1 protein-coding gene and 1 pseudogene are annotated in these 2,220 nt (G+C 54.1%); one reads left to right on the forward strand and one right to left on the reverse strand.

The window, feature by feature from the left end:
* A pseudogene (locus AUR66_RS12850) lies at positions 1-647 on the reverse strand (hypothetical protein); the annotation flags it as partial.
* A gap of 743 nt (positions 648-1,390) precedes the next feature.
* Here AUR66_RS12850 and AUR66_RS12855 point away from each other — a divergent pair.
* Positions 1,391-2,143 (forward strand): DUF5518 domain-containing protein, encoded by a 753-nt coding sequence (locus tag AUR66_RS12855; protein ID WP_157533109.1) that lies wholly within the window; start codon positions 1,391-1,393, stop codon positions 2,141-2,143.
* Positions 2,144-2,220 lie beyond the last annotated feature (77 nt).

A 2,220-nucleotide genomic window follows, 5' to 3' on the forward strand; every position in this document is an offset into this window, starting at 1 on the left:
CTATCCGAGTAGTAGAGTGTGACGTTCACCGGGTACGTCCCTGCTTCGGTAACGCGAGCAGGGAAGCTGAACGTGCTAGTGTTCTCCGATCGCAGGCGGGCTTTCACACGTTCGTCGACACTGAAGTTCACGCCCGGCGCGGACGGGACGACACGGACCTGACGAATGTCGCGTTCGAGACCGTTCGCGACAGTGACGTTCACAGACCGAGTCGCTCCTACGACTGCCTTCTCCGTCGTGAGTTCGAGTTGGGGATGCTTCGGTTCGGTCACGTCGACCGTCAACGGGTACCGGACGGTGGTGTAGGACCCATCGCTCTGTCTCCCAGCGACGATGACTCGGAGATTCTTCGTTCCTGGTTCCTCGAAGGAGACTGTCAATGGAACCGTCATTTCCCCACCGATAGTGACTGTGCCGACGTCTTCGACACGCGCGAGGTCTTCCGAACTCTTCGGACGACGGACGTAGACATCGGTGACTTCGACGATACTAGGACTGTTCTCCCCGTTTTGTATCGTGGTCCGAATCGTCGTCTGTTGGCCGGGGGCGGGGTCCTTCGTCGAGACGTTTATATCTTTGATTCCGATGTGTGCGTCTGCCGCGCTTGCCGAGTCTGACAGTACCGGTAGTGCCGCAGCTGAGAGCACAAGTGCCGCCACAAGGACCCACAGTCCAAGTGATCGACTGGTGTCATCCGATTTCCTGGGAGACATCGTCTACCTGTGTGGAGGGATTGTGTTCGGGGATTGTCATTACAGAATCCTATTTTGTGGCCATTCCACATAAACTTCAGTGATATACATTTTGCGTCGGTTCTCAAACCGGGGATACAGTCAATCCAGTTCCGAGTGTGCATCGAGTTCGGTGACAAGACAGTGGCGTCGCCGGTGTCGGCGTAGAGGACCTACGAGTCAATTCAATGTTCAGAATGCATCTGAACGAAGAAAATCGTTCACTCTCTCCTTGTATATCTGTCACACACCTGTTCCTACCACGCTTAACTCTAGAATACGGAGGTCGTGTCGCACGAATCGAAGTCCACCTTATGAATCTACGGAGGGAGGGCGGAATCGCATGTTCGAAACCGGTACGCGAGTTTAAAAAGTTCCTTCGGTGAGTTGATGCTTTCTTGTCGTACTGGAGCCGAGCAGGCAGCGCGTTCTATACCTGCGTGTACACACGTGCACATCGAGAAGTCGAATCCAATCAACTGAAAGGCTATTTTTTGGACTTCCCTGACAAGACTCTTGATGCTTCCAGATAGTAATCTATTCAAAAAATGCCCCTCCACACACGCATCTACCGAGCGCTGACTGAGCCGGAGCTTCGGCTAGCCACAGCCATTGGGCTCGTGTCGGCACTACTCACCGTGCTACTATCGTGGCGAACAGTGGCTGACGAGTCGTTAGTTGCTGGTGGAACCGTCTCTGGTGGTGCGTTCGTCGTCGCTGGTTTGCTCGTCGGGTACCTCTACTACGATCGACCAACGAGTCGAAGCCAAGCAAGTACACGAACTGGGCTTGTTGCTTCCATTGGACTCGTCATCGTATACCTCGCCACCATGGTCTCGACCCTAAGCGCGTCTTCCCTGAGAGCAACGGTCTTCACCGTGGTTGGAACTCCCATCGCGATCGTTATCGGAGTTGCTATCGTTGTGTTCTTTGTGCGTGTGGCTGCCTTTATCGGGGATCGACTTGCTGCTGTGCGGTCGTGGCGGGCCGAAGTGAAGGATACGACGAGTGGCGACTGGCGGGGAACGGGCAACTCAAAATGGCCGAAATACGTGGTTCTCTACGTCTTACTCCTGCCTGTGGCTGCAGGCTGTTACTTTTCTATCAACCCACAAAGTATCGTCAGCATACTCTTTGCAATAGTATTGGTGTTGAGCACGTATATCGCAGCAGCACTTCTGCTCGTTGCAGTGTACAAGGACGCAGAACAGCTACATGAGAGTAATTCACCGTGGATTCCAAACGTTGCCGCGTACGTCGGCGCACCTTTCGCCGCATTCATGATTGGGTATTACGTAGCCGAGTTTAACGCATGGAACGCTCCCGTTGAGGCCCTCAGTTTCCTCGGTGTGTGCTGGCTCGTCGCCGCTTCCTATCTCCTTGACCGGAAACGTTCCGTTGGGACGGTCTGAGCGACACAGTCGCTGTCGAGAAGTTTGGCTGGGTAGCAAACTACGCATTTCGGGATATCCGAGAATATTTCAGTAGA

Source organism: Haloferax profundi, from assembly GCF_001469865.1.
GTDB classification, from domain to species: domain Archaea; phylum Halobacteriota; class Halobacteria; order Halobacteriales; family Haloferacaceae; genus Haloferax; species Haloferax profundi.